Genomic DNA, 21,426 nt, shown 5'->3' on the forward strand with positions numbered 1-21,426 from the left:
CCAATATTACTGACACCTTCATCACGAAGTTCTACTCGTAAATCTTTAATCAGCTCGATATCGCGAGATTCAGCGTCTTTCAGCGGGCGGAAAATAGCCCACTGCACATCCCACTCACCACAGACTGCTTCATTTTGCTTTTGATTTTCGTTAGTGATCTCTTCGCCGGTTTGAGCTTCTTCTAATTGAGCTACCGTCATCACTGACTGCTGACTCACCTTGTGCATATTTTCAGACAAGTAGTCTCTGTCTAACAAGCCATGCAGCAGATTAGATAGAGCCACACAAGCGTCAATTGCCGGATAGACACCATAGAAATCGAAGTCTTCTGAGCTTGGAATGATCTCTTCTAGCTTTTCTAGTTGGCGTTCAAAATTCACTTTCGCAGTTTTGACCGTGAGCTGTTCCCAGATACTGTCTAAAATATCACGGTAAACACGTGCCTCGGCAAACTCAGTACTATCACAAAACATCGCATAGTTTGGGTACATACGTTCACACAGGCTTGCCATAAAGGTAATCTGTTGCCATGGTTCTAACTTCTCAAGACGAAGCTGAAGAGGGTTCTGTAGCATAGAGACTCTTAGGGTCAGTTGACCTAGTTGCTGAATTAGACAGCGAAAGTGTACTTGATAACCAACAGGGAAAAAAGCAAGGCGATGAACAATTTCACAGATAAAGTTTATCTTCTTACCGAAGACAACACCAAATACCAACAACTGCTAAAACAAACAGCTCTTCCCGACTTGGCAATAACCTCCTCCCGCGATGAGGCGAACATCCTACTCGCCTCACCACCGCTGGCGGCAAAACATCTTGATGAGTTCCCTAACCTTGAGTGGATACAGTCTATCTACGCCGGGGTTGATGCTCTAGCTAGCAAGCTAGACGACTTCTCAGGTGAGCTAACCAATGTCAAAGGTATCTTTGGCCAACAAATCGCCGAGTTTGTATTGGGCTACTCGATAGACTACTACCGCCACTTCAATCACTATCGCCAGCTCCAGTCACAAAACCAGTGGCAGCCAAAACCTTACCAGTCTTTGGCGAATAAGAAGATGGTCATCCTAGGTACAGGTTCGATAGGAGCCCACCTTGCTAGTGTCGCTAAAAGCTTTGCTATTAAGCCAATTGGAGTCAACAGAAGTGGTATTCCAGCCAAGCACTCCCCTTTTGAATCCACCTTCCATATTCAGGAGCTTGCCACTGCGTTCAAACAAGCAGATATCGTGGTCAACACCTTACCTAATACACCTGAGACAGAGAATATCCTCAACGCAAATAGTTTAGGCCACTGTTCAGGAGCGCTACTGTTTAATGTTGGCCGAGGTAGCGCCGTAGATGAACAAGGATTATTAACAGCACTTGAAGATGGAAATATCAGCCACGCTTTCCTTGATGTATTCAAGCAAGAGCCGCTCGATAACGGTCATATATTCTGGCAACATGACGCAATAACGATTACACCTCATATCGCGGCTTTAAGCTTCCCAGAGCAAGTGGTCGATATTTTTACGGAAAACTACCAGCGCTGGCGAGACGGGTTTGGGCTCATCAATACAGTTGATTTGGGTAAGGGCTACTGAACAAAAGCAGTAGCCAGGGGGCACGTTTATGGATAGGCAGCCTTGTGTTTACATTTTATCTTCAGCCAATCGCAATGTTCTATATGTTGGCGTAACAAGTCAGCTTCAACAGCGGATTTGGCAGCATAGGACGAATGCTATCGATGGCTTTACAGCAAAATATAAGATTCACTACCTTATGTTTTATGAATTACATGAAACTATGGAAGCAGCCATTGAACGAGAGAAGCAACTGAAAAACTGGAAAAGAACTTGGAAAAACGATCTCATCAACAGCGTCAACCCTGAATGGTTAGATCTGTACGACACACTATAGGGGATTTTAAAACCAGATTCCGGATAGTTCGTTCCTCACTTCCGGAATGACGGGATTTGACGCCGTCATTCTGAACAGCGAGGCACGAGCGTGATTCAGAATCTATTCAAGGACACAATAACAACAGATTCCAGATAACTCGATTCTAGACTGACGCATGCATGGCAGCCTAAGTCTCCGTTAGGCCTTAATCAGAACCAAACAAATCGCGGGTGTATACCTTTTTTGCAACATCAGCAAGCTCTTCAGCCATGCGGTTCGAGACAATTACATCTGATTTTGCTTTAAACGCATCCAAATCACGCATTACTTCTGAATGGAAGAACTCATCCTCTTCAAGTACTGGTTCATACACGACGACGGTAATTCCTTTTGCTTTCAAGCGTTTCATGATGCCTTGAATTGATGAGGCACGGAAATTATCCGAACCCGCTTTCATGATTAAACGATAAATACCAACAACCTCAGGCTTACGCTGAAGAATTGAGTCAGCAATAAAGTCCTTGCGAGTACGATTGGCATCAACAATCGCACCAACAATGTTATTTGGAACATTCTGGTAGTTAGCCAATAACTGCTTGGTATCTTTCGGTAAGCAGTAACCACCATATCCGAAAGATGGATTATTGTAGTGGCTGCCAATACGGGGGTCTAAACCAACGCCTTGAATAATTTGACGAGTATCTAGTCCATGTGCTTCCGCATATGAATCTAGCTCATTGAAGTACGCAACTCGCATGGCTAGGTAAGTGTTTGAAAACAACTTAACTGCTTCAGCCTCTGTAGAGTTAGTCAAAAGGACTTCAATATCTTGCTTTTCTGCCCCCTCAACCAACAAGTTTGCAAACTGTCGAGCGCGCTCACTTTGTTCGCCAACAATAATACGTGACGGGTGTAAATTGTCATACAGGGCCTTACCTTCACGTAAAAATTCTGGCGAGAAGATAAGGTTGTCGCAGCCAAGTTCCTGTTTAATACGCTCCGTATAACCAACAGGTACGGTTGACTTAATCACCATAACTGCATTTGGGTTAATTGCCATCACATCACGGATAACAGACTCAACAGACGAGGTATTAAAGTAGTTCGTCTCAGGGTCATAATCCGTAGGCGTTGCAATGATCACAAAGGTAGCACCTTGATATGCTTGCTCTTTATCAACCGTGGCAATGAAACTAAGTGGTTTGTTGACGAGAAAGTCTTCTATTTCAGTGTCAACAATAGGTGAAACCTTGTTATTAAGTAACTCAACTTTCTTCTCAACAACATCTAACGCTACCACCTGGTGGTTTTGCGCTAATAACATGGCATTAGATAGGCCAACATAGCCAGTACCCGCTACAGCGATTTTCATACTTACCCCTTATAAACCAAAACTAAAAACTGCCCGACCATAACATCCGCTATTATCAATTATATCTTCTTGATATATGAGCGTTAAGCTGATTAGGCAAGCATGTTACCACCAAGAGCGATGTAGATTAAGATCTTCCCGTATTAGATATGAGAATCCAACTGTATAACAAAAAACGGAGACTGAAGCCTCCGTTTTAAATAGCTATGAGTTAGCTAGACGATGATCACATCATACCGCCCATGCCACCCATGCCGCCCATACCACCCATATCAGGCATAGCTGGAGCATCTTTCTGAGGTAGGTCAGTGACCATAGCTTCAGTTGTGATCATTAGACCAGCCACTGATGCAGCAAACTGAAGTGCGCTGCGAGTAACCTTAGTTGGATCTAGGATACCCATTGCAATCATATCGCCGTACTCACCAGTAGCAGCGTTGTAACCGTAAGAGCCTTCACCGCCTTTCACGTTGTTCGCTACTACTGACTCTTCGTCACCAGCGTTCTTAGTGATCTGACGAATAGGCGCTTCCATTGCACGTAGCGCTACGCGGATACCGACGTTTTGCTCTTCATTGTCGCCTTCTAGGTCAACAATCTTAGAAGCTGCGCGGATTAGTGCAACACCACCACCTGCAACGACACCTTCTTCAACCGCAGCGCGAGTTGCATGAAGTGCATCTTCTACGCGGTCTTTCTTCTCTTTCATTTCAACTTCAGTTGCTGCGCCAACTTTGATTACCGCCACACCGCCTGCCAGTTTAGCAACACGCTCTTGTAGCTTCTCTTTATCGTAGTCTGAAGTTGCTTCTTCGATTTGCTGACGAATTTGAGTAACACGGCCAGAGATCATTGCTTCTTCACCGATACCATCGATGATAGTTGTGTTCTCTTTAGTGATCGCAACACGCTTCGCTTGGCCTAGGTCTTCTAGAACCACTTTCTCTAGCTCTAAACCTACTTCTTCAGAAATTACCGTACCACCCGTTAGGATAGCGATGTCTTGTAGCATAGCTTTACGACGGTCACCGAAGCCAGGCGCTTTAACCGCCGCAACTTTCACGATGCCACGCATGTTGTTCACAACTAGAGTAGCTAGTGCTTCACCTTCAACATCTTCAGCGATGATTAGTAGAGGACGTGATGCTTTTGCTACTGCTTCTAACGTTGGAAGAAGTTCACGGATGTTTGAAACTTTCTTGTCGATTAGAAGAATAAATGGGTTTTCTAAGTCAACAGAACCAGCTTCTTGGTTGTTGATGAAGTAAGGCGATAGGTAACCGCGGTCGAACTGCATACCTTCAACCACGTCTAGCTCATCTTGCAGAGCCTGACCTTCTTCAACAGTGATAACACCATCACGGCCCACTTTTTCCATCGCTTCAGCAATGATGTTACCTACGCTTGAGTCAGAGTTCGCAGAAATAGTACCTACCTGAGCAATCGCTTTAGTGTCAGCACATGGAACAGACAGCGCTTTTAGCTCTTCAACAGCAGCAACTACCGCTTTGTCAATGCCGCGCTTAAGATCCATTGGGTTCATGCCTGCAGCCACTGCTTTTAGGCCTTCGTTAACGATAGCCTGAGCAAGTACAGTAGCCGTTGTTGTACCGTCACCCGCAGCGTCGTTTGCTTGAGACGCCACTTCTTTAACCATTTGCGCGCCCATGTTTTGGAACTTGTCTTCAAGCTCGATTTCGCGCGCTACAGATACACCATCTTTAGTAATAGTTGGTGCACCGAAAGATTTATCTAGAACTACATTACGACCTTTAGGGCCAAGTGTTACTTTTACTGCGTCAGCTAGAACGTTTACACCCTCTAGCATTTTTACGCGTGCGTCGTTACCAAATTTAACGTCTTTAGCAGCCATCTTTAGTTTCCTTTTCTAAATTCTTTGATTGGATTGATATTTGAATTTGAGCAAAAAATTACTCAATGATTGCTATTACTCAACGATAGCCATGATGTCGTTTTCAGACATAACTAGTACTTCTTTACCGTCAATTTTTTCAGTTTTAGTGCCGTAACCTTCAGCAAAGATAACTGTGTCGCCAACTTTAACGTCCAACGGAAGCACAGTACCGTTTTCTAGGATGCGGCCTTTACCTACAGCTAGAACTACGCCGCGAGTCGATTTCTCTGCAGCAGAACCAGTTAGAACAATGCCACCAGCTGACTTAGATTCAACTTCTTGGCGTTCTACGATAACTCGGTCGTGTAATGGACGAATGTTCATCGGTCGTCTCTCCTGAAAATAATTGTGTTGTTGATGATTGGCCATGCGCAAAAAGCACAAGGCTTCAAAGTCTTGTGCTAACTATATGTGGGGCAATTCTAGGAAAACCAAGGGGCAATAGGCGGATTTCTGTGATCTGGTTCAGAGAAGAAGGGATTCAACAATAGTGCTGTCGTAGATGTCCACACCTGCGTATGGCGGCAAAATTACCTAACGCCAATCATCCAAAGGAATTATCTGAGCGCTTTGAGTATCTTGGTCGCTGACATCACCATCGAGCACATCTTGGAACTTAACCATTTGCGAGACAAGTTCTCGCATCAGCACCACGTTGGCATGGTTGGGGTTTTTACAATTACCCACGACACGATCAATGTGGCTTTGCTGAGCCCAAAGCCTATCTTGCATGCCATTAGACGCTGAGAGAATCAGCTCTTCACACATCTCCTGTTTAAACTGGGCAAAACCCTCGGGATTATGCTCTGCGAGTTCCATTAACTCATCAAAAGAAGGTAAGATTTGATTAACTAGTGGTGAACTCATGTTGCCTCCTTTGGTGGTGATGGAATTATCAACACCATCTCTTAAGGATAGGCGAGTTATTAGGGATTGGTGAACCTCCGCAATAAAATCTCAAATATGAGAATTTAAAAGTGGCAGTCTACTTTTCTATTGGTTTTATCTGATAAACGCAGCGACGTTCCCCAGCGACGATGTGCTCCGTTCGTTCAACAGATAAATCGGAGCCTAGCAGCGCTTGAAAAATGTTCAACTCGGAACGGCATAAGCTCGGGCAACGAGTTGCAGCTTTGCAAATCGGGCAGTGATTCTCAATTAATCGATACCCTGAGCTTGTCTGTTCAAGCTCAGCGATATAACCCTCTTGCTGCCTCAAACTAACCAGTTTTAGCAGCTTTGACCATACATCTGAAGCAGAGCTTAACTCTTGTCGATAGTAAGTGAGTGTTTTCGCTTCTCGTTCTTCGGCGACTTTTTGTAATCCTTCACTGCCAAACAGGTTTTCAACAGCATCCATCACTTGAATAGTTAATTCACTATGACGGTCAGCAAAGTGTGCATGGCCCTTTTGAGTTAAAGACCAATGACGGGTTGGCCTACCAACCTTAACTTTAAGGTCTTCAAACGTCAGCAATCCATCACGTTCCAAACTTTGCAGATGCTGACGAGCGCCCATCGTTGTCATATGAAGCTTACCAGCGAGTTGTTTTGCCGTCACCGCTCCTTCAGTTTTTATCGTTTGTAGTATTTTGTCAGCACTCTTCATGCTTGCTCCTTCAATCACAAAAATATTATGGAGCAATAGCTTTATAAAGCAAATGCTTTACCGCTGGAGATATTGCATGGGGACGAGCTGTTTTTTACGACTATAACGATCAAACAAGCTTTTGAGTGGATTGGGTAGTTGCCCAACATCAATCACCTCAAAACCATGCTGAGCGTAAAACCCCTCAAGATGAGCATAAGAAAAACAGAAATCATTTGCCGCTAAAACATGCTGCGCGCAATACTCCATAAGTTGGTGCCCTAGGCCTCCCCCTCTATAAGCAGGAAGCACTAACATACCGGTTAGCAAACGAAACTGTTCAATAGATCTATAACGGACGACAGAAACAATCTTGTGTTCGATGGTGCCAACAATGGTTAACTCATCGCTCTTTGCTTTCCCCGAAGGATAGTGCGCTTTATACAAACGCGACACCAAAGGCAGCTTAATTGGATCCAAAGTTTCAATATGCATTGCGCTCATTATCACCAAACTTCAAATTAGGGTAGAATGCTCGCAGTTTAGATTACCCGATGAAGCCAATGCAAATAACAGCTAACGCCGACCTACGTCCCTACCACACGTTTTCAATTTCTCAGCAATGTGCATACCTAGTGGAAGCCAACTCAATAGATGACCTAAAGAAAATTTATCTAAACAGTGATTGGGCAAATCTACCTAAACTTATGTTGGGCAAAGGCAGTAATATGCTGTTCACCCAGGCTTTTCAAGGTGTCGTGATCTTAAACTCACTGCTCGGAAAAGAAGTTAGTGAAAGCGAGCATCACTGGCACCTACATATTTCTGGGGGCGAAGATTGGCCCTCTTTAGTTGAGTGGAGTATTGAAAACCATTATCCCGGTCTGGAAAACTTAGCTCTGATCCCTGGTTGTATAGGTAGTGCGCCAATCCAAAACATCGGTGCCTATGGTATTGAGCTGAAAGACGTTTGTGAGTATGTCGACATTCTTTGTCTTGACAGTTTAACCGTTAAACGAATGAGTGCCAAAGAGTGTCAATTTGGCTATCGAGATTCGATTTTCAAGCATGCCTTATACCAAAAAGCGGTGATAGTCGCGGTAGGATTGAAACTGGCGAAAGAGTGGCAACCAAACAATGAATATGGACCACTTAAATCTCTGCCTGAAGAACAACTAAACGCCGAACAGATATTCAATCGCGTATGCCAAGTTCGCATGGAGAAGTTACCCGATCCGACTGTGACAGGTAACGCTGGGAGCTTTTTCAAGAACCCGGTGATCTCAAACGCGCAGTTCGAGCAGCTACAGCAGCAATTTCCAGATATGGTCGCTTACCCAGTTGATAAAGGAATGAAAATCGCAGCGGGTTGGTTGATTGACCAGTGCAAGCTCAAAGGCACGACTATTGGTGGAGCCCAAGTCCATCCGCACCAAGCTTTGGTCTTGGTCAATAAAGATAACGCAACAGCCAGTGATATTGTTCAGTTAGCGGAAAAAGTACGCACTGCAGTGTTTAATAAGTATCAAATCAGCTTAGAGCATGAGGTTCGCTTCATAGGTGCCCATGGTGAAACTAATTTGCAGGCCATCATAGGAAGTGAGCAATGAAAGATCATTCAATCAAACTCGCTATCCTAGATTTACTGTCACAAGGCGGGTTCCGTTCCGGGGAAGAACTTGGGGAACAGCTAGGCGTATCCAGAGCTGCAATCAGCAAACACATCAAAGGTATTCAAGCTTGGGGCGTTGACGTATTTCGTGTCCAAGGCAAAGGCTACCAACTAGCGAAGCCTTTGCAACTTCTCAATCATGAAAAAATTCAGAGCAAACTTAAAAACCAGGTCGAACTAATACCGATTATTGATTCAACCAACCAATATTTGCTCGACAGAGTCGATAGTTTAGAGTCAGGCTCGGTATGTCTTGCTGAGTATCAAGCAAAAGGCAGAGGCCGTCGAGGGCGAGAATGGGTGTCACCTTTTGGTTCGAACTTGTATATGTCTATGTTTTGGCGTTTGGACGCAGGTATGGCGGCGGCAATGGGGTTAAGCCTAGTTGTTGGTGTCGCTATTGTAGAGGCCCTCGAGCAAATGGGCCTACAAGGCGTTAAGCTAAAGTGGCCAAACGATCTTTACTATCAAGATAGGAAGTTAGCTGGCATTTTAGTCGAGATGTCAGGACAAGCAGGTGGAGCAGCCAATCTTGTAATTGGTATGGGACTCAACCTCATGATGTCAGAGCAGACCGAGGGCATCACTCAACCATGGGCTAGCTTATACGAAGTCGCCGACCAACAGGATGTGGATAGGAATCAACTTGCAACAACAATGGTATCGACGTTGCATCAAACCCTAGAAGATTACGAACTGCATGGCATGTCAGGATTTGTAGAGAGATGGAACCGACTCGACAACTTTATCAACCGTCCTGTAAAACTGCTTATTGGGCCGCGTGAAATTACCGGTATAGCACGCGGAATCAACGAACAAGGCGCTGTGCTTTTAGAGACAGAAACCGGGCTTGAAAGCTATATTGGTGGAGAGATAAGCTTAAGAGCTTCGAGTCATGAGTAACTAGTTTCGAAGTTTGACTATGAAAGCTCCGAGCATTCGACTTAGATGTATACGCTCTTCAGCCATGCTTTAACCGATATCTTTGGAGATATATTGGATTTCTATCGCAATAAGTAACTGAGTTCTTAGCTCTGCGAGTGAGCCTTTCGCTACCGAAAGAAAATGAGCTTTTTCTTTATTAGAAGCTCGCTCCAATCCTTCAGCGATATTACTAGGAGCCGAAAGCCCAGAACGACAAACCTGATCTTTAAAACTGTAATCTCGGATTTGTTTAAACGATTGATAAACCAAGCAACTAAGGTTAAAGCTACGTTTCCAGATTTCTAATTTTTCGTGTTTCATTAGATGGTCCTAGTTGAGCTTCATTGTTTCATTTTCTTACGAGAAGAGATAACCATTGAGTGAAAAAAGACCTATCATGCTCAATAAGCAAATCATACCCGTGACTAGTAACTCCAACTCGCAACCCGTTACTCGAAACTTCTAACTTTGTTTGCTAATATCCCTGTCCACTTTAAGTAAAGGTAACTCGTCCAACATGATGACTAATAGGAACTTATTCGAACAACTTCCTACTTTGGCGCAAGATCCCTCTCAATTTGAGACACTCTTTGCAGCCAAAGATTTTCGCACTCGATTAATCGAGGCGATTCGACAGGCAAGTAAACGAATCTACCTAGTTGCTCTCTACTTAGAAGATGATGAAGCAGGACGAGAGATTTTAACTGAACTCTATGATGCCAAGCAGCGTAATCCTGGATTGGAAATCAATGTTTGCGTCGATTGGCACCGAGCACAGCGCGGTTTGATAGGTGCAGAGCCTGGTGAAACCAATGCATCGATGTATAAAAGCTTTGCGGACAGATACGAACACAAAATTCCTGTCTATGGTATACCGGTTCGAGGCAGAGAAGTGTTTGGTGTTTTACATCTAAAAGGTTTCATTATCGATGACCAAGTTATCTATAGTGGTGCGAGCCTCAATAACATATACCTCAACTACAAAGAGCGTTATCGCTTTGATCGTTACCATGTTTTAAAGAACAAAGCTCTCGCCGATAGCATGGCAAGCTTTGTTCAACTACAAATGATCGAACATCCTGCTGTGAACAACTTAGCTTGCCCACGCAAGCCTGCAACCAAAGAGATCAAAGCGCAAATTCGTCAACTTAGAGCCTCTCTTGCAAAATCCTCATATCAATTTGAGTCACAGACGGTCTCTCAAGAGCAAGTGGCTGTAACGCCAATTGTTGGTGTGGGTAAAAAACGCAATAAACTCAACCAAGGTATCAACCAATTACTTGCACAAGCGAAAGATGAAATTTTCATCTGTACACCCTATTTCAACTTCCCACGCAGCGTAGCCAAGGAAGTGAAGAAAGCGCTTAAGCGCGGTGTAAAAGTGACTATTGTTGTCGGCGACAAAACCGCCAATGACTTCTACATTTCACCAGAAGAAGAGTTTAAGACCATTGGTGGTTTGCCTTACCTTTACGAGCGAAATTTACGCCAATTCGCAAAATCGAACGAGGCCAATATCGCTAGTCGTAAGCTTTCGATCCATCTATGGAAGCATGAAGAGAACAGCTTCCACCTAAAAGGTATTTGGGTAGATAAACGCTACATGCTAATCACAGGTAACAACCTGAACCCAAGGGCATGGAGCTTAGATCTCGAGAATGCTATTCTAATTCAAGATAACTACCACCATCTAACTCCCCAGTTTGAGCAAGAAGCTGAAAACATCCTCCAGCACACTCAGCTGATATGCACCTACAAACAGCTAGAGAAAGCAGAAGATTATCCGGAAGCGGTTCAAAAGTTGATGCGCAAGATAACAAGAGTTAGTGCAGATCGGGTGTTGAGGCAAATTTTGTGATCTAATAAGTAGTTCATTAATTCGTCATATAAGTATTCAAAGAATATAAAGGTTTAAACTTGTTAATTCCATTTGTTGATCTATCGTTTCTGTTCTTTTTTTCATTAGTAACGACATTTACTATGAGAAAAGTAGCCCAAAGAGTGAGACTTGTGGACAAACCAAGTACTCGAAAGCAGCATAATGGATCGATTCCGCTTGTTGGTGGGATATCCATTTGTATTTCCCTGTTGTATTTCTTATTTAACAACCCAACACTTCTTCCTAATAACAACTTATATGTAGCTTGTATCTTAATTCTAGTGGGAGTTGGGGCTTTAGATGACAAGTATGACATAAGCTTCAAATTAAGGTTTGCAATCCAAGCTGCGCTATCTGTAGCAATGATGGTCATTGGTGATATAGAGCTTAGTACCATTGGCGATGTATTGGGGACTGGTGAGATTATCACCTTAGGTTGGTTTGGTTACTTTGTTACGATTCTAGCTGTCGTTGGCGCCATCAATGCATTCAACATGGTCGACGGAATTGATGGTCTGCTTGGTGGGCTGTCAATTGTTACCTTTGGTGGACTGGGGATAATGCTCGCATACGACGGACAGCAAAACTTAGCTTACATCTGCTTAGTCTTAGTTGTGACAATGCTCCCTTATATTCTCTTAAACTTGGGGGCTTTTGGTAGACGAAGAAAAGTTTTTATGGGCGACGCTGGCAGTATGTTGATTGGTTTCACTGTCATCTGGCTTTTATTGCTATCAAGTCAAAATGGAACGGCTCCACCATTACGCCCTGTGACAGCACTATGGTTAATAGCCGTTCCATTGATGGACATGACAGCAATTATGATCAGACGAATTCGTAGGGGCGATTCACCTTTTAAACCCGACAGAGAGCACCTTCATCACATATTTCAAAGGCTTGGCTTAACTTCTTTTCAAACCCTTATAGCTATTTGTACGATAGCTACATTGTATGCGGCTGTAGGCATTTATTCAGAAATTTACAACATTCCAGAGTATTTAATGATGTATACATTTTTAGGTTGCTTCACAATATACTTAATATTCATCAGCAATATATGGAGAATTACAAAAAAAATAAGAATAGTACAAAAAGACTAGAAAGTAACTCAGCTATTACCTCTGAAGGAATAATTGTGTTTTTTCATATCTATCATAGGTTTTTCAACCCAGCGCCAAGATAACATTGCAAACACTATAGTCCAAACAAAAACACTTAACAAACTCACCAATGGCTCAAATGTGCTTAAGTGCAAAAATAAATTCACAAAAATCATATGATAAATATATATTCCATAAGAGATATCATTACCTCCCAGTATTGTAGAGAATAACCCGGTAAAACTATAAGCAAATGATATAGTCAATAACCCGAGTAACGTAGCCGATATTGGGTTAATACCATTACCAACAGTTTTCATTCCAACAAAGTCAAAAACAACAATAGACGATAAATAAACAGCCAACCATATAAGCACTTTCTCCGACAAATACCGCTCCACAAAAAACTTGTTTCTTTGCAATATCACACCCAACAAAAACATGTTAAGGTAAGGAAAAATAGTCATGCAAAACAACTTAAAGAACAGATTTTCCCAAAGGTGCCCATTGTAATATCTATAATAATTGATAACACATAAAAGGATAAACACTGAAATTAACACAAGCTTATTCCAATTGATTCGCTCAAAAACATAGTACATAATTGGCAAAATCAAATAAAACTGTAGCTCAATAGATATTGTCCACAAGCTCCCATTTAGTACCCCTACTCCAAATCCTCTCAAAAACTGGGGGTTATAAAACTGAGCAAAGGTAATCTGAGCTGTTAACCAAGCAATAAGTTCGACAACGTTAACTTCAATATCATATGAAATAAAAACAACCAGTAACGAAAATACCAAGCAAACAATTAAAGCAGGATAAATCCTTAATATCCTGTTTAAAAAGTAAGCTTTAGAGGAAGAGCTTCTTTCCCACGAAGCAGAAACAAGAAAGCCGCTGACTACAAAAAAAATAGGGACGCCAGGAAAAATCTGTAGAATATAACTAACATCAAACCCTAGGTGCTGAAAACTGTGGCCAAACATTACCTGGAGAGCTTTCACCCTCCCTCAACGAGGCCTATGAGTATAGCTTAGAAAGCCATACACATAGTTCGAGACGCATAAAATACCTTACTTTCTCTTAAATACATAATAGTTAATTGGAAGTCTATAATAGTTTTGATGAAATAGATTTTTAGAACTAGCTTCTTGCCCTGTTATACGTTTCGACAGTAAAAGTTTTACTCCAGTTACCAATGATATATGAGGAATAGAAATCATCCCGTCAGTTCTATACTCTAGACTGTACTCTCCACTTAGACGATTAACATAATCTAAATCAAGGCCAACATACTTCATAGTAAATGGGGTGAGAATAAGCAAATCGCCGCTGTTAATGGTGCTAGGTTCAGAACTAAGCTGTGCGCTGTATTTTGAATCCTGGGATGAAAAATTATTTTTCGAACCAACATCATCAATATTTCTTTTTATATCAAAATCTTTCGAGTTTAAACCTCTAGACTCCAAAGACTGGATAAAACTATGAAAAACTTCATTGCCATTACTATTTACACCATCAAGAAAAAGTATAACTTTTTCATCTTTATTCTTTATGTAACCTGAAAGAAACTCAACTGTGTTTTGAAAGTTGTTTGGAGTCGATTTATAATAACCAAATAAGTATAATCCCGTTGGAATGCTACTGGTTAAGAATAAAAAAGCGAAAGCATAAGTACATAGCCTGCTTTCTATTTTCTTTTGGTACTCTAAAAAATAATACAAAACAGGAATAATAGAAACAAAATAAACAGGTAGTGCGTAATGATATTGAAATATACCCAGATAAATGTATGCTAAAAAGTAAATTAAACCAGAAAAAATTAGAGCGTCGAGTGTCGGGTTAACATCCTTATATTTAATTATTCTATATAATCTAACCATGGATATAGGGGCAATGGCCATAACCACAAATGGGTCATAAATTAAATAACTAAAAATCACTTTAAAAAAATTAGTCCAAGTAGGAATCAAACTACTACCATATAGACTATCTCCTTGATTAACATATACAACAAAATAATACATTCCAGCCCATATAAAACAAGAAGCAAAAAGTGAAAAACAAAGGAAAATAGTCCCTCTGTTAGCTTGTTTTCCAGAAAACAGCAAATAAAAGAATGAAAAACCACCAACAATGATAAATGCGGTTTCTTTATAAAAAGCGATATTGTTGCAGATATCACTGAAAACAAAGCCCATATAGGCTTATTGCTTTCATTGAATTGTACAAAAGCGTATAGGAACACTAACAAAAAAAAGCTTTCGCTTCTCTCCGGGACAAACAACCTCAGCCATGCAGTAATAAATCCTGGCGTCAACGTTAATCCAATCAAAAATATAAATATCAGCATCCTATTTTCATCATTAACAAATCTCAATGATAACTTATATAGAAGAAAAACAGACACAAAAAATTGGATGGTATTAAAAGCATAGAAAAACTCAGGGGACATCGATATTTTTGACAACACACTAAGTTCATATCCATTCAAAGGAAAAAATCGTCCTATTTCAGGAAAAACAAAAAACGGCAGTTTTTCTCCGGAGAAAAGAGTCGAAATTAGAATATGGTCATCAAGTACGGCAAAATTTGAAAAAAAAGTAATACAACATCCATAAATGATCACATAAATCACGAAAAATCTTTTTGTTGTCATATTAGATTCTCTTTATTAAAGACCCATAACTTGGATATACTGTATCCAACCAAGACATATACCCCACCAGAAATAAACTGAGTAAAAAACTCATTAACACCCAAAAACCTGAATAAAAAAATGAAAGTGGTGATATTGGCCAAATATGAAACTAACATTCCAACAAAAAACCTTGGCATATCTTCCCTATGTCTTCTTTTACTACTAAATGTGTATTTTTTGTTTAAAAAATAAGACACTAAGAAACCAATAAAATATCCAATCGCATTGGCTATCTCAGGTACAATTTGAAAGTAGAACAAAATAAATGTTGTGCCATACCCAATAATTGTATTAAAAACACCAACTAGCCCATACTTGATTGAATGACTACTAAACACCTATAGCTCCTCTCGTATGAAGTACTTAGGCCGATGCTTCGTTTCAGTATATATTTTCCCTACATACTCTCCGACAATACCAATAGAAAATATTTGTATTCCACCTATAAAATAAATTGGAAGAACTGTTGATGCCCATCCAGGTACGGCTGCAGATGAAAACAGATACACTAGTAAAATATATATAGTCATTACGAATGACCCAATAAATGAAAGACCACCCAAAAAAGAGATCATCCTTAAAGGAACCACACTAAAAGATGTTATACCTTCAAGAGCAAAACCCAACATTTTAGTCAAAGTATATTTTGACTCACCTGCCTCTCTAATCTTAACATCAAAATAAACTGTATCGGTTTCAAATCCAATAAGGTTTACCATTCCCCTCAAAAACAAGTTTACTTCTTTGTACTCTAAAAGAGCTAAATTAGCTCTATTACTCAATAGTCTATAATCAGCATGATTTTTTATTATATCGACCCCCATAACACTCATCAATTTATAAAAAAGTGTTGCTGAGTATTTCTTAAATTTCCCATCGGTTGATCTATCATTTCTTACTCCGTATACTACCTCTACACCGTTTTTATACTTTTCAATAAATTTTTCTATTGCATTTATATCTTGCTGTAGATCAGCATCAAGTGAGATTACACAATCACAATCATCTTTAACTTTTATCATCCCTGCCCATAAAGCGATTTGATGACCTTGATTTTTTGATAGTTTAAACCCTCTCACATTTTCATATTTCTGATTTGCTGCCTTTATTTTTTTCCATGTTTCATCTTGGCTCCCGTCATCAACGAAAACAATATAACTATCAGTTGAAACAATCTTTCTATCAACAATTTCACTCATATAACGGCATAATTCAAAAACCGTTTTGTCAATAATTAAATCTTCGTTATAGCAAGGAATAACAATTGCTAACTTAGGGACATTATTCATTGGAAAGCCTTAAAAATTGAGGAATCTTAGATAAATTTTTATATAAAATTGCAGTAAAAGTTGGCATGCCATTATCTCGCATAATAGCCATATCTTCTTTTGACTTTGAAATAATGTTATTTATATTCCGGTTGCTCATACCACCAACCTTCATTTTAATAATGACCTTACGTAAATAGGATACTGTAATACCCTCCTGCCATAATAGTCTGACAATGGAGTCATAGTCCGCTGATATTTTATACTCTTCATCAAAAGAGCCGTAGTATTGATAACACTCTCGCTTAACGTAAAATGTCGGGTGAGGAGGCATCCATCCAAATCTTAGTTTATTTTTACTAAATTCACCTGATTTCCATTTTCTAACAACAGCAGATGGGTCGTTTTTCTTCACGTACTCCAGGTCAGCGTACACTGATTGTGATCCACTGCGGTTAAAAGTATTCACAACATCTGTGATTGCACTGGAATAAGCTAGAACATCATCTGAATGCAAAAAACCAATAACATCTCCTGTTGCAACAGCAATACCTTTATTTAAGGCATTATAAATTCCGTCATCAGGCTCTGAGATAACTACCGACACTTTGGAGCAATTTTTATTAATTAACTCGATAGTATTATCATCAGAGTTTCCATCTACAATGATGTACTCAATATTTGGGTAGTCTTGTTCTTCAAGAGAGGTCACCGTATCCAATATAGTAGTACTACTATTATATGTAGCCGTAATAATCGAAACTTTCATTAGTAACCTATACCGTTAGAGTCAAAACGCACAATATCATCCTCTTCTAGATAAGTACCAGAGCGAACTTCAATAAGCTCTAAAGGTACTTGACCTGGGTTCTCAACAGAGTGTGGAGTTCCCACTGGAATATAAGTAGACTGATTTTCGGTAAGGAGGAATACCTCACTCCCTTTCGTAACTTTCGCAGTTCCTGACACTACGACCCAATGTTCAGCTCTATGGTGGTGCATTTGAAGTGCTGTTTTCTCTTTTGGCTTAACTAATACTTGCTTCACATGGTAACGCTCACCTTCAGATACTGTCTCATGACTCCCCCATGGGCGATATACCTCTTGATGCTGCTGACATTCCGCTCGATTTTGCTGTTTTAGCTGATTTACTATCGATTTTACATCTTGGACCTTATCTTTATCAGCCACTAAAACTGCATCTTTTGTTTCTACAACAATTAGATTTTCCACACCTACTGTAGCAACGAGTTTATCCTGTGAATAAATGTAGCTGTTCTGTGTTTGCTCAGTTAACACATCACCACGGGTAGCATTGCCTGTCTCATCCTTATTATTCACCTCCCAAAGTGCTGACCAAGAACCAACATCACTCCATTTTGCATCCATTGGTACGACAACAGCTCTCTCTGTTTTTTCCATTACTGCAAAGTCTATTGATTCATCAGGAATTGTTGAGAACACGTCCGATGACATACGAATAAAGTCTAAGTCTTCAAAATGACTATCGTAAGCACTTTCACATGCTTTTAACATGTCAGGCCTGAACTTAGCTAATTCGTCAAGGTAGGTAGAAGCTTTAAATAGGAACATTCCACTGTTCCACAAATAGCGACCGTCCGCTAAATATTGCTTTGCCGTTTCAAGATCTGGCTTTTCGACAAAACTATCGACCCTAAAACCTCGACTTTCATCCTTAACGGTAACAGTGTTACCAGTTTTAATGTACCCATATCCCGTTTCTGGCACATTGGCTTTAATACCGAATGTGACCATATCACCACGTTGTGCGTACGGAATTGCAGCTAGTACCGATTGATGAAAAGATTGAGTATCTTTAATTACATGATCAGCAGCGAGTACCAACATCAATGCATCTTCACCTGAAGCTTGTTGTTCAGATAAGGCAAACTTGGCTGCTAGGGCGATAGCAGGGGCAGTATTACGCCCCACAGGCTCTAATAGTATTCCGCTATGATGGATATCAATACGGCGAAGTTGCTCAGCAACTAGGAATCTATGTTCTTCATTGCAAATAACAAACGGAGCATTGTGCTCTAGGCCTACCATGCGACTTAATGTTTGTTGGAGCATGGTTTGCTCACCAGTTACCGCTAAAAATTGTTTTGGGTGCTTTGCGCGAGATAGAGGCCATAAACGACTACCTGAGCCGCCGGCCATAATTACAGGAATAAGCATATCGGCTAACCTCGATAGTTATCTTGATTATCTAAGAACCACTGGTAAGTCATAGTTAAACCGTCTTCTAAACTCGTCTTCGCCTCCCAGCCTAAGCTCTTTAACCGTGAAACATCCATTAACTTACGAGGAGTGCCATCTGGTTTCGTAGTATCAAATTCAATTTCGCCATCAAAACCAACAACCTTTGCAACAGTTTCAACAAGCTCACGAATAGTGCAATCCACGCCTGTACCTACGTTTATGTGACTAAGCATTTCTAGCGTATTTTCTTGGTACACTTCTTGATCCAGATTCATCACATAAATCGAGGCTGCAGCCATATCATCGACGTGCAGAAACTCTCGCATAGGTTTACCGCTACCCCAAGCAACGACTTTACTATCGCCATTCGATTTTGCTTCATGAAAGCGACGCAGCAACGCAGGAATAACATGAGAGTTTTGAGGATGAAAATTATCATTTTCACCATACAAGTTCGTTGGCATTATCGACCTATAGTTACGACCATACTGACGGTTATAAGACTCACACATTTTGATCCCTGCAATCTTAGCAATTGCGTAAGGCTCATTGGTTTCTTCCAAAGTTCCCGTCAATAAAGAGTCTTCACGCATCGGTTGTTGTGCAAGCTTTGGGTAAATGCAAGACGAACCCAAAAATAATAAGTCTTGAACACCATTTGAATGCGCAGAGTGAATAATATTGTTTTGAATCGTCAAGTTTTGGTAAATAAAATCTGCAGGATAGGTGTTGTTAGCAACAATCCCGCCGACTTTTGCGGCCGCAAGATACACTTGGTCAATATGGTTGGCTGCAAAAAACGCCTCAACGGCTGAACCATCTAACAGGTTGAGCTCATTGCGATCTTTGGTAATAACGTCTACTGTACTGTCTTTAGACAGTTGGCGAACAATCGCTGATCCGACCATCCCCTTATGACCAGCAACAAATACTCTTTTCATACTAGCACCGATAATATAAATAGAAAAAGCAGAGCCCAAAGTAAGGATCTCTGCAATATATGTAAATAAATTTTACTGTCTAATTAACTTTCTAGAGAGATCACAACGTCAAAACCGTGCTCTTTTAGAACTGCGTGTTGTTTTGCTTTATCGATATCAGACGCCACCATTTCTGCACACATTTCTTCCACCGTGATCTCTGGAGTCCAACCAAGTTTGGCTTTCGCCTTACTTGGATCACCAAGTAACGTCTCCACTTCTGCAGGGCGGAAGAAGCGAGGGTTTACTTTTACAATGACATCGCCAATTTTCACTTTTGGTGCTTTTACTTCATCAATAGAGGTTACAGTAGCAATCTCATCAACACCTACACCAGAAAACTCAAGCTCAATACCTGCCTCCTTGGCTGATAAGCGAACAAACTCGCGTACAGAGATCTGCTTACCAGTAGCAATCACAAAGTCTTCCGCTTGCTCCTGTTGAAGCATCATCCATTGCATACGAACGTAATCTTTGGCGTGCCCCCAGTCACGCAGCGCATCCATATTACCTAGTTCTAGGCAAGACTCTAGGCCTTGAGAGATATTTGCGATCGCACGCGTAATCTTCCGAGTTACAAAGGTTTCACCACGGCGTGGTGACTCGTGGTTAAACAAGATACCATTACATGCGTACATACCATAAGATTCACGATAGTTAACAACAATCCAATATGCGTACATTTTAGCTACGGCATACGGAGAGCGCGGATAAAAAGGAGTTGACTCACGTTGAGGAATATCGCGAACCTCTCCGTAAAGCTCTGAAGTTGAGGCTTGATAAAAGCGAGTTCTCTTTTCCAAACCGTTGATACGGATCGCTTCCAGAAGGCGAAGCGTACCCATGCCATCCACATCAGCAACATACTCTGGAGACTCAAAAGAGACCGCTACGTGTGACATGGCACCTAAGTTATAGATCTCGTCAGGTTGAATGTCTTTTACTAACCGAATTAAGTTTGAAGAATCCGTAAGATCGCCATAATGCAGTTTAATATTTGCACCGCCGTTTACCAACGCATCGATACGTTCTGTATTGTGCGATAGTATAACTAGCAATATCAGTTGTCGCTACAGAGCCGGAACTTAATACTCCACCTATACCTATTGACACTCCAGGACATACGAGCGCTTTAGCACATATCCAAGAGCCGGAGCCTATTCTTATTTGGCCAGTTATTAAACTAAATTTACTGTCTTTATAGTCGTGACTACCAGTTAACAACATACAACCTTGAGATAAACAAACATTATCTCCTAATTCTACTAACACTAGATTGTCGATCCAAACATGCTCTCCGATCCAGCAGTTTTTTCCGACTTTTAATAGCCAAGGGTATTTGATTTGTACACTGGGCTTAATCAAACAATTTTCAGCAATAGACGCACCAAAGGCACGTAGTAACAAATTCTTCAGGGCATTTGGCCATGGAAAATAAGTACGAAAAAAAATGCGGGATGTTAACAACCAAAAAGCGATAATAATCTTGCTTTTTCCTACTATATATTCTGAATTGTCAAACTCTGATAACTTAACTCTGTTCATCTTTACACACTGTAGTTAGAGATTTTTCTGCTATAGATAGTAATAAAACGAAACCTACCAAAAATGATAATAAAAGGAACTCTGATATAATACTAGCAATGACCAATAGCAAGAAGTAAACGGATACAGACATTCTTCGAAGGCATTGGAAGGTTATAGCTAAAAATATTGTCAACCCCACGAACCCCGAAAAAACGATTACATTGGAAAATAAACCGTCATACCAAAGTATAGCAGTATTTTCATGCCCCGAGCCTAATAAGTAATATGAAGACTCGGTACTAGATAAAGCTTGAATAAACTTCGTTACTCTGGCGTTGGATGAAACATCATCAACTAATTCAAAGTTAAGAGAACGTTCAATTAGAGAAC

Annotated in this window: 24 protein-coding genes; 6 read left to right on the plus strand and 18 right to left on the minus strand. The window is 40.8% G+C overall.

Going from position 1 to position 21,426, the window contains the following annotated elements:
- Nucleotides 1-575 (minus strand): YjaG family protein (locus tag QTO00_RS05205; RefSeq protein ID WP_331423438.1); only part of this gene is annotated, 575 nt, incomplete at its 3' end.
- 84 nt (nucleotides 576-659) lie between these two features.
- Between QTO00_RS05205 and QTO00_RS05210 the strand changes: the two genes are divergently transcribed.
- Complete coding sequence (locus tag QTO00_RS05210) at nucleotides 660-1,586, plus strand: D-2-hydroxyacid dehydrogenase (protein WP_331423439.1); 927 nt, start codon at nucleotides 660-662, stop codon at nucleotides 1,584-1,586.
- A 28-nt stretch (nucleotides 1,587-1,614) separates the two neighbouring features.
- Nucleotides 1,615-1,902, plus strand: coding sequence for a GIY-YIG nuclease family protein (locus tag QTO00_RS05215; protein ID WP_331423440.1), 288 nt, complete (start codon nucleotides 1,615-1,617; stop codon nucleotides 1,900-1,902).
- 187 nt (nucleotides 1,903-2,089) lie between these two features.
- On the opposite strand, the gene QTO00_RS05220 is transcribed toward QTO00_RS05215, so the two are convergent.
- The 6 genes from QTO00_RS05220 to QTO00_RS05245 all read right to left on the minus strand — a co-directional run bounded on the left by QTO00_RS05220 (nucleotide 2,090) and on the right by QTO00_RS05245 (nucleotide 7,254).
- Nucleotides 2,090-3,256 carry a nucleotide sugar dehydrogenase gene (locus QTO00_RS05220; protein ID WP_331423441.1) on the minus strand — a complete coding sequence of 389 codons (1,167 nt, stop codon included), beginning with the start codon at nucleotides 3,254-3,256 and terminating at the stop codon, nucleotides 2,090-2,092.
- A gap of 226 nt (nucleotides 3,257-3,482) precedes the next feature.
- Nucleotides 3,483-5,129: a chaperonin GroEL gene (groL, locus tag QTO00_RS05225; RefSeq protein ID WP_331423442.1), complete on the minus strand. Its 1,647-nt coding sequence runs from the start codon at nucleotides 5,127-5,129 to the stop codon at nucleotides 3,483-3,485.
- Between the two features lie 75 nt (nucleotides 5,130-5,204).
- Nucleotides 5,205-5,495, minus strand: coding sequence for a co-chaperone GroES (locus QTO00_RS05230; protein ID WP_004410737.1), 291 nt, complete (start codon nucleotides 5,493-5,495; stop codon nucleotides 5,205-5,207).
- A gap of 210 nt (nucleotides 5,496-5,705) precedes the next feature.
- Nucleotides 5,706-6,038, minus strand: coding sequence for a DUF3135 domain-containing protein (locus tag QTO00_RS05235; protein ID WP_331423444.1), 333 nt, complete (start codon nucleotides 6,036-6,038; stop codon nucleotides 5,706-5,708).
- A 118-nt stretch (nucleotides 6,039-6,156) separates the two neighbouring features.
- On the minus strand, nucleotides 6,157-6,780 hold the full coding sequence (locus QTO00_RS05240) for a helix-turn-helix transcriptional regulator (RefSeq protein ID WP_331423446.1): 624 nt from the start codon (nucleotides 6,778-6,780) through the stop codon (nucleotides 6,157-6,159).
- Nucleotides 6,781-6,837: 57 nt separating this feature from the next.
- Nucleotides 6,838-7,254, minus strand: coding sequence for a GNAT family N-acetyltransferase (locus QTO00_RS05245; RefSeq protein WP_331423448.1), 417 nt, complete (start codon nucleotides 7,252-7,254; stop codon nucleotides 6,838-6,840).
- 68 nt (nucleotides 7,255-7,322) lie between these two features.
- On the opposite strand from QTO00_RS05245, the gene murB reads away from it, so the two are divergent.
- Complete coding sequence (murB, locus tag QTO00_RS05250) at nucleotides 7,323-8,369, plus strand: UDP-N-acetylmuramate dehydrogenase (protein ID WP_331423464.1); 1,047 nt, start codon at nucleotides 7,323-7,325, stop codon at nucleotides 8,367-8,369.
- Nucleotides 8,366-9,334 (plus strand): bifunctional biotin--[acetyl-CoA-carboxylase] ligase/biotin operon repressor BirA, encoded by a 969-nt coding sequence (gene birA / locus QTO00_RS05255; RefSeq protein WP_331423449.1) that lies wholly within the window; start codon nucleotides 8,366-8,368, stop codon nucleotides 9,332-9,334. The genes murB and birA overlap by 4 nt, the downstream gene beginning before the upstream one ends.
- Before the next feature lie 69 nt (nucleotides 9,335-9,403).
- Here the strand turns inward: birA and QTO00_RS05260 are convergent, their stop codons facing one another.
- The gene (locus QTO00_RS05260; protein ID WP_331423450.1) at nucleotides 9,404-9,676 is read right to left on the minus strand and encodes a four helix bundle protein; all 273 of its coding nucleotides are present in this window, start codon (nucleotides 9,674-9,676) and stop codon (nucleotides 9,404-9,406) included.
- A 196-nt stretch (nucleotides 9,677-9,872) separates the two neighbouring features.
- On the opposite strand from QTO00_RS05260, the gene pssA reads away from it, so the two are divergent.
- Together pssA and wecA are read left to right on the plus strand one after the other, a co-directional pair.
- A complete protein-coding gene (gene pssA / locus QTO00_RS05265) occupies nucleotides 9,873-11,213 on the plus strand; it encodes a CDP-diacylglycerol--serine O-phosphatidyltransferase (protein WP_331423451.1) in 1,341 nt (446 codons plus the stop codon).
- A 59-nt stretch (nucleotides 11,214-11,272) separates the two neighbouring features.
- The gene (gene wecA, locus QTO00_RS05270; protein ID WP_331423452.1) at nucleotides 11,273-12,334 is read left to right on the plus strand and encodes a UDP-N-acetylglucosamine--undecaprenyl-phosphate N-acetylglucosaminephosphotransferase; all 1,062 of its coding nucleotides are present in this window, start codon (nucleotides 11,273-11,275) and stop codon (nucleotides 12,332-12,334) included.
- Nucleotides 12,335-12,342: 8 nt separating this feature from the next.
- Here the strand turns inward: wecA and QTO00_RS05275 are convergent, their stop codons facing one another.
- The 10 genes from QTO00_RS05275 to QTO00_RS05315 all read right to left on the minus strand — a co-directional run.
- Nucleotides 12,343-13,341, minus strand: a complete 999-nt coding sequence (locus tag QTO00_RS05275) for an acyltransferase family protein (protein WP_331423453.1) — start codon at nucleotides 13,339-13,341, stop codon at nucleotides 12,343-12,345.
- Nucleotides 13,342-13,410: 69 nt separating this feature from the next.
- Entirely contained in the window at nucleotides 13,411-14,538 is a 1,128-nt protein-coding gene (locus QTO00_RS05280) for a hypothetical protein (RefSeq protein ID WP_331423455.1), read from the minus strand.
- A 454-nt stretch (nucleotides 14,539-14,992) separates the two neighbouring features.
- Nucleotides 14,993-15,376 carry a GtrA family protein gene (locus QTO00_RS05285; RefSeq protein WP_331423456.1) on the minus strand — a complete coding sequence of 128 codons (384 nt, stop codon included), beginning with the start codon at nucleotides 15,374-15,376 and terminating at the stop codon, nucleotides 14,993-14,995.
- A complete protein-coding gene (locus QTO00_RS05290; RefSeq protein ID WP_331423457.1) occupies nucleotides 15,377-16,327 on the minus strand; it encodes a glycosyltransferase family 2 protein in 951 nt (316 codons plus the stop codon).
- On the minus strand, nucleotides 16,320-17,075 hold the full coding sequence (locus QTO00_RS05295) for a glycosyltransferase family 2 protein (RefSeq protein WP_331423458.1): 756 nt from the start codon (nucleotides 17,073-17,075) through the stop codon (nucleotides 16,320-16,322). Before QTO00_RS05295 ends, QTO00_RS05290 begins: the two co-directional genes overlap by 8 nt.
- Entirely contained in the window at nucleotides 17,075-18,505 is a 1,431-nt protein-coding gene (locus tag QTO00_RS05300) for a mannose-1-phosphate guanylyltransferase/mannose-6-phosphate isomerase (RefSeq protein ID WP_331423459.1), read from the minus strand. The genes QTO00_RS05295 and QTO00_RS05300 overlap by 1 nt, the downstream gene beginning before the upstream one ends.
- Nucleotides 18,506-18,510: 5 nt before the next feature.
- Nucleotides 18,511-19,470, minus strand: a complete 960-nt coding sequence (gene fcl / locus QTO00_RS05305; protein ID WP_331423460.1) for a GDP-L-fucose synthase — start codon at nucleotides 19,468-19,470, stop codon at nucleotides 18,511-18,513.
- A gap of 83 nt (nucleotides 19,471-19,553) precedes the next feature.
- Nucleotides 19,554-20,567 (minus strand): GDP-mannose 4,6-dehydratase, encoded by a 1,014-nt coding sequence (gene gmd / locus QTO00_RS05310; protein WP_331423461.1) that lies wholly within the window; start codon nucleotides 20,565-20,567, stop codon nucleotides 19,554-19,556.
- Nucleotides 20,500-21,054 (minus strand): WcaF family extracellular polysaccharide biosynthesis acetyltransferase, encoded by a 555-nt coding sequence (locus tag QTO00_RS20980; protein ID WP_443088898.1) that lies wholly within the window; start codon nucleotides 21,052-21,054, stop codon nucleotides 20,500-20,502. The genes gmd and QTO00_RS20980 overlap by 68 nt, the downstream gene beginning before the upstream one ends.
- Nucleotides 21,041-21,426 (minus strand): hypothetical protein (locus tag QTO00_RS05315; protein WP_331423463.1); only part of this gene is annotated, 386 nt, incomplete at its 5' end. The genes QTO00_RS20980 and QTO00_RS05315, both read right to left, overlap by 14 nt.

Source organism: Vibrio sp. M260118 (assembly GCF_036533755.1).
Lineage (GTDB): Bacteria > Pseudomonadota > Gammaproteobacteria > Enterobacterales > Vibrionaceae > Vibrio.

Coding starts and splice junctions, on each gene's coding strand:
- QTO00_RS05210 (WP_331423439.1), top strand. CDS start 660: ATGAACAATTTCACAGATAAAGTTTATCTTCTTACCGAAGACAACACC.
- QTO00_RS05215 (WP_331423440.1), top strand. CDS start 1,615: ATGGATAGGCAGCCTTGTGTTTACATTTTATCTTCAGCCAATCGCAAT.
- QTO00_RS05220 (WP_331423441.1), bottom strand. CDS start 3,256: ATGAAAATCGCTGTAGCGGGTACTGGCTATGTTGGCCTATCTAATGCC.
- groL (WP_331423442.1), bottom strand. CDS start 5,129: ATGGCTGCTAAAGACGTTAAATTTGGTAACGACGCACGCGTAAAAATG.
- QTO00_RS05230 (WP_004410737.1), bottom strand. CDS start 5,495: ATGAACATTCGTCCATTACACGACCGAGTTATCGTAGAACGCCAAGAA.
- QTO00_RS05235 (WP_331423444.1), bottom strand. CDS start 6,038: ATGAGTTCACCACTAGTTAATCAAATCTTACCTTCTTTTGATGAGTTA.
- QTO00_RS05240 (WP_331423446.1), bottom strand. CDS start 6,780: ATGAAGAGTGCTGACAAAATACTACAAACGATAAAAACTGAAGGAGCG.
- QTO00_RS05245 (WP_331423448.1), bottom strand. CDS start 7,254: ATGCATATTGAAACTTTGGATCCAATTAAGCTGCCTTTGGTGTCGCGT.
- murB (WP_331423464.1), top strand. CDS start 7,323: ATGCAAATAACAGCTAACGCCGACCTACGTCCCTACCACACGTTTTCA.
- birA (WP_331423449.1), top strand. CDS start 8,366: ATGAAAGATCATTCAATCAAACTCGCTATCCTAGATTTACTGTCACAA.
- QTO00_RS05260 (WP_331423450.1), bottom strand. CDS start 9,676: ATGAAACACGAAAAATTAGAAATCTGGAAACGTAGCTTTAACCTTAGT.
- pssA (WP_331423451.1), top strand. CDS start 9,873: ATGATGACTAATAGGAACTTATTCGAACAACTTCCTACTTTGGCGCAA.
- QTO00_RS05280 (WP_331423455.1), bottom strand. CDS start 14,538: ATGGGCTTTGTTTTCAGTGATATCTGCAACAATATCGCTTTTTATAAA.
- QTO00_RS05290 (WP_331423457.1), bottom strand. CDS start 16,327: ATGAATAATGTCCCTAAGTTAGCAATTGTTATTCCTTGCTATAACGAA.
- QTO00_RS05295 (WP_331423458.1), bottom strand. CDS start 17,075: ATGAAAGTTTCGATTATTACGGCTACATATAATAGTAGTACTACTATA.
- QTO00_RS05300 (WP_331423459.1), bottom strand. CDS start 18,505: ATGCTTATTCCTGTAATTATGGCCGGCGGCTCAGGTAGTCGTTTATGG.
- fcl (WP_331423460.1), bottom strand. CDS start 19,470: ATGAAAAGAGTATTTGTTGCTGGTCATAAGGGGATGGTCGGATCAGCG.
- QTO00_RS20980 (WP_443088898.1), bottom strand. CDS start 21,054: ATGAACAGAGTTAAGTTATCAGAGTTTGACAATTCAGAATATATAGTA.